The organism is Bacillus badius NBRC 15713 (genome assembly GCF_001591605.1).
Lineage (GTDB): Bacteria > Bacillota > Bacilli > Bacillales > Domibacillaceae > Pseudobacillus > Pseudobacillus badius.
Window position 1 is genome coordinate 1 of record NZ_BCVF01000077.1, and the last position, 5,383, is coordinate 5,383.

The 5,383-nt window shown below is 34.4% G+C and carries 5 protein-coding genes; 1 reads left to right on the forward strand and 4 read right to left on the reverse strand.

The annotated features are described in order from the left end of the window. A partial coding sequence (locus BBA02S_RS19410) for a dihydrofolate reductase family protein (RefSeq protein WP_370670970.1) occupies window positions 1–199 on the reverse strand: 199 nt, incomplete at its 3' end. Window positions 200–557: 358 nt separating this feature from the next. On the opposite strand from BBA02S_RS19410, the gene BBA02S_RS19415 reads away from it, so the two are divergent. Beyond that, on the forward strand, window positions 558–1,529 hold the full coding sequence (locus tag BBA02S_RS19415; RefSeq protein WP_041100408.1) for a helix-turn-helix transcriptional regulator: 972 nt from the start codon (window positions 558–560) through the stop codon (window positions 1,527–1,529). Window positions 1,530–1,714: 185 nt separating this feature from the next. Here the strand turns inward: BBA02S_RS19415 and BBA02S_RS19420 are convergent, their stop codons facing one another. The 3 genes from BBA02S_RS19420 to BBA02S_RS19430 all read right to left on the reverse strand — a co-directional run. After that, complete coding sequence (locus tag BBA02S_RS19420) at window positions 1,715–2,113, reverse strand: RidA family protein (protein ID WP_041100407.1); 399 nt, start codon at window positions 2,111–2,113, stop codon at window positions 1,715–1,717. Window positions 2,114–2,658: 545 nt separating this feature from the next. Continuing rightward, a complete protein-coding gene (locus BBA02S_RS19425) occupies window positions 2,659–3,174 on the reverse strand; it encodes a hypothetical protein (protein WP_041100405.1) in 516 nt (171 codons plus the stop codon). A gap of 432 nt (window positions 3,175–3,606) precedes the next feature. Further along, window positions 3,607–5,383 (reverse strand): ATP-binding protein (locus BBA02S_RS19430; RefSeq protein WP_218011596.1); only part of this gene is annotated, 1,777 nt, incomplete at its 5' end.

The window sequence follows — 5,383 nt, forward strand, 5'->3', positions numbered from 1 at the left end:
TTTTCGGGATATATTGTCCCCATTCGTCGTAACTTTTTCTGCCATATAAAATAGTATCAATTTGATTTAAGAAATTAGTAAAACCCATCTCAGGGTCCATGATACACCAATCAACTTCCCCATTTTTCCCCTCAATAAATCCATCTAAAGTTACTGCTAAATCTAAAATTATTCTTCTTGACCCTATGTTTTCGGACATACTTCTTCCTCCCCTTTCATCAAATAGCTATGGTCTGTGTGTAGTCATGCAACCAAATAGTACGTTACTCATTAGCGAACATTAAAAACGAGAAAAAGTACTAGTGAACCTCCATTGTTACGGCCGGGACCTCTGCACACAAGGAGACATTTTGACTTCATCTTCATTCACCTAACGTAATCATCTCCCTTAATTACTATCAATAAACCGGTGAGCATAAAAATCAGGCTTCTATATCCGCTGACACTTGTTGCGTATACCAGTTCCATTCCTACACAGATACCTAGTATAATACTTAATGATGACATCTATTGTCATAATTAAATATCTTTTAAATAATTATGTTAGGTGGGTAGTTATGCGCGCTGACAGGCTTATTTCCATTTTACTTCTGCTCCAACATAAGGGAAAACTGACAACCAGAGAATTAGCTAAGGAGTTAGAGGTAACTGAACGTACCATTCATCGTGATATGGACGCATTGAGTGCAGCAGGTATTCCTGTTGTGGCTGAACGCGGTAAGGCAGGAGGGTGGAGATTGCTTAAACAATATCGGACAAATCTAACTGGCTTGAAAGCCAATGAAATTGAATCTTTGCTTATTTCTCCTTCATTCCAGTTGCTTACCGACTTAGGATTAACAAAAGATTGGCATGAAGCACGCCAGAAAATCCTTGCTTCGATTCCAAGCTCCTTCCAGAAAAATGCCGATGATCTATGGAACCGAATCCATATTGATACAAGTGCTTGGAAGCAGTCAACTGAAAAAATGGAGTCATTCAAAGTTTTGCAACAAGCCCTTCGGGAAGATCGGAAACTGCAATTGAACTATGAACGGGCGGATGGGAAGTGTGTTGAACGAGTTGTTAACCCCTTAGGATTGGTTGCTAAAGGCAGCACGTGGTATTTAATCGCCGGATCAAACGAACAAATTCGAAATTATCGAGTATCCAGAGTCAAATCTGCTCTACTCATGAGTGAAACATTTATCCGGCCAGAGGAATTTAATTTAGCCCAATATTGGGATAGATCCACACAAGAATTTATTAAAAACCTGCCAAGATATGAGGTGGATGTTGAAGTATCTCCTTCTATCCTTCCAAGAATAAAGTTCACAGGCCGATTTGTACAAATATTAAACATTGAATCTCCCATAGAAAATGGGTGGACCCCCATAAAGCTGTGTTTTGACACGGAACAAGAAGCAAAAGAATATATTCTAGGCTTCAGCAATCAGATAAAAATCGTAAGACCTGACACTTTAAAGCAAGATATATATGATAGGGCAAGGGCTGTCCTCGATTTTTATGATCAAGAGGACCAACTATAAACTAAATGTCTTAAGAGCAGAAATTCATTTTAGGGCACATAAACAGAAGCCGTTTTTAACAAGGTTGCTCATTTTCTCCCCTCTTTCACAATCGAGCCTGATGACTGAAGATGTGCTCCTATTAAAAAACCATGGAACCACCTAGATTTAGGAGTTCCATGGTTTTGATGAAGTGTGTTTGAACGTTATACTTTAGCTGCCCAAATTTCTATTTCGATTTTTATCTCAGGTAAACCCAACTCAGCAAGATATCCAATCGTCATTGCTGGATACTCCTTGCTAAATAATTGATCCCACTCTGAATCAAAAAAGTCCCAATCAATTTGCTCAGTAGCCCATATGTTCACTTTTATAATGTCTTCAGCGCTTAGATCCTCAGAATCTAGCACTGCTTTTATATTGACAAACGTATTACTTACTTGTTCATTCATAGTTTGTGGAAATTGTCCATGTCGATCGACACCGATTTGACCTGATGTCACGTATAACTCTGCATTCCTTGGAATTTTTGTAATATGTGTGTAATTGCCAACTGGTGCAGGCATACTTGCTGGAGTTTTTCTTGTGATTTTTTCGTTTTCCATTTATTTACCTCGTCATTTAAAAGATTTTTCTGCAGTTTTGCCTAGAAAGTTAAATTTAGACACACTTCACCCTTGGAAAGATTTCTAGAAAAAAACAGCAGTGGAGTATCCATATCCGTAAGATAAAAAATTAAGTGATTTTTTCTTCATGGGTGAACACTCCTCTCTCTTAAAATGACAAGGTTTTTGATAATTATAACTTTACAGCAAATAAGTTCCGTGTGCAACTTAAATGCTTAATCTAAAGTTTACTCCGCAAAATGACCAAGATTGTTAAGTTAAAAACGGATGATCAGCATAATGGCATCAAACTCTCTTCCAAGTCTGCACCTCAACAATCTGACCCTTTCATGAAATAACTTTGTTATCACTTAATAGGTTCTTAATCCACAAAAAGAACCGGAATCCCTTCTTTATAGAGCGAGAAAATTCCGGTTCGACTTTCTTCAAAGCCTCATCACAGCTGTGTAGAGATAATAAAGTTGTTTAATTCTTATAGAGCTAACGCACCCGTCAGTTCTATAAGAAAAAATTATCCATAATTATTAAAGTGGTCCGCCTTCAAAACCAATCGGCCACCCATCGTCTTTAAATTTTACTTTATACTGAAACTCAAAGTCACCATCAAAAATAAAAGCTAAACTAAACCCTGAAAATATATAATCGTCAAAATTAACCATCTCTCCAAAATATATTGTGGATAGATAGTAGCTCTTCATTTCTTGAGCAGGAAAGAATTTCTGTAAATATTTTAATGCACAGCTTATATGTAGATGGAGTTCAGCGAATACTTTTTCTGCCATTTCGATAATCTCCGCATTGGGATTTTCATTATTCCCTTGAACAATAATATCCACATCTTCCCATTCTCCGATATTAATACTATGAAACCATCGTTCTTGAATGAGATACTTCTCATTTTCGTATACAGCGGGATTAACTAGGTTTAATTCTTTCACTTCATCTTTAGTTAACGGTTTATCAAGAATAAGCTTTTTATGCAAAATGTCTTTAATATCAGAGACAATATATTTAGATTTATTTAATGCTAAAAAGTCCATTTTTCACCTCATAAATTATAAAATAAAGTAAGTTTCCTCTTAAATTATATCATCCTCATTATTCAACTATCCTTCCCTGTTTGTTGCATAAAAATGTTTAAACAACTTTATTATCTCTGTAAATCATACGGTTTCATAGATACATTAACTTCCTCCCCAAAACAAAAAACATCCGTTCGCTATTTTAATTATAAGCGAACGGATGTAAATTATCAGAATGTTTTTATTTTAAACGACTTTATTATTCGGAAACAAGCTTGTTGGTTTAGAATAAAGTTTGATTAAAAGCGACCTGCAAACATTGATTTTATAGATATCAGAAACCCGCGCGCTAAAAAAAAGATTGATCAAAATACGCGGGTTTTAGTTTAGATTGACTTTAGTTTTTATAAAAAAGTTTGATTAAAACGCGGATTATTATAGATATTAAATTTAATTATAGATAGGACTTGGTTTTACCAAAGAAAGAAAATCTAAAATCATCTCGGTAAATTCAAATCGAATTTCCCCATACTCATCAGTATATGTTTCAACTTCTCTAATATTCTCAAAAGTCATCTTAGGCCAATAGACTTCTAAGACTTTGTTAGCAGCTACTTTTTTATTATGTTTATTAACTTCTTTTTTAGCATCAATATAATCATCAATAATTAAAGGAATATCAAAACAACTTGAATGCAAATAATTTTCAGGTTCTCTTTTTCTTGTTAAATACGCTTTAATTCCTTGTGCTTTTAAAGATTCAACTGTTGCAATATTCTTTTGAGCCTCTGGGGTAGGATGATCGGAATCTTGAAGCACACACCACGGAACACCAAATTGCTCTGCAAGCCTCAAAGTTCTCCATGATTTAAGATTGCCACATCCTCCAGTGGGAATAAATGCAAAACCATTTTCTTGAAGTGTTTCAGGTATTGCTCCCCCATCTTTCAGCACGTCACAAAGGTGTCGTATAAAAACAACATCTCCTTGTCCCTCTAATAATAGAATTGCTTTAGTTTGAATATTAATATTTTCGACTAGTAAGCCTAATGTATCGGCTATCTCTTCATAGACACTTTCGTCATTTGATTTAATGATCTTCTCTCCATATTGTTTAGTAACAAATCTTAAACTTTCAAGTGGAAGTAACCCAGCTAGTGCTGGAGTATGCGTAGTTAAAATAACTTGTGAGTTAGTATTATACGCTAATTGTAAAAATGAATTGATGAGCATCTCTTGGTGTTTCGGATGTTGTGACGTTTCTGGTTCTTCAAATGCATAAATAACATTTTGAGAAGTACTATCATTTAATTTTCTTTCTACTTCTGCTCTAAAGAAATTTAATAAAATTAGCCTTCTTACTCCACTACCACGCTTATTTATTGAAATACCATCGTCAGATTTTATACTCAATTTGAACAAAGAATCAAATTTTGGCTCTGACTTAAAATCTGGGTTCAGTGAATCAGCTAAATCTTTATCCATTTCTTTTAACTTTTCAAGAGTTCTATTTGCAGTTTCCACTGCCTTATTTCGAACATTTTCTTTTATGGTCTCTATCTCTGGCACCAACTCTTTAAGAGCTTGTTCTATCGCTAAACTCATTGGATCTGTAACTTCTTTGTCATTGTCTTTGCTTGCCCGATCTGATTGAAATAATGAGTAAATAGGTAAAAACTTTTCTAAAGACTCATATATTTTTTTCGAATCTTCCTTGTCTACTAAGAGTTCTTGTAACTGACAAACTAAATTTTCAGAATTCTCCCAAATTGCTCTTCTTAAACTAGTATTACTAGTAGCATTATACTTTTCAGTTGGGATATTTAGCTGCTTAGCAATTTGTTTTAATTCCGTACGTTTTTTTGAGAGCAATTCACTATATGGTTCAACCGTAGGATGGTTGCATACTATGTAAATAACTGGTTTCGGTTTTGCTGAAGTGGCTTTAAAGACCTTTTTTATCTCTAGTTCTTCATTCAAATTTAACAGATACTCACTTTTTAAATTTGTTTCAGAAGAAGTATCAAGAACAATTTTTTCAGGTAAGTCGCTAAATACACATGTTATTTCGATGTTTGAATCTTCAGCATTAACATTTAAATCTTCGCGATCACATACAACTAATGAATTGTTGAAGAAAATTTCTAAAGCTTCTAAGATTGTTGACTTGCCAGCATCATTTTTTCCTATAAAAGCTGTTAACTCGTTGAAATCTATACTAATAGTT

Excerpts from the sequence above, each read along its gene's own strand:
- BBA02S_RS19415 (WP_041100408.1), top strand. The coding sequence starts at position 558 with ATGCGCGCTGACAGGCTTATTTCCATTTTACTTCTGCTCCAACATAAG.
- BBA02S_RS19420 (WP_041100407.1), bottom strand. The coding sequence starts at position 2,113 with ATGGAAAACGAAAAAATCACAAGAAAAACTCCAGCAAGTATGCCTGCA.
- BBA02S_RS19425 (WP_041100405.1), bottom strand. The coding sequence starts at position 3,174 with ATGGACTTTTTAGCATTAAATAAATCTAAATATATTGTCTCTGATATT.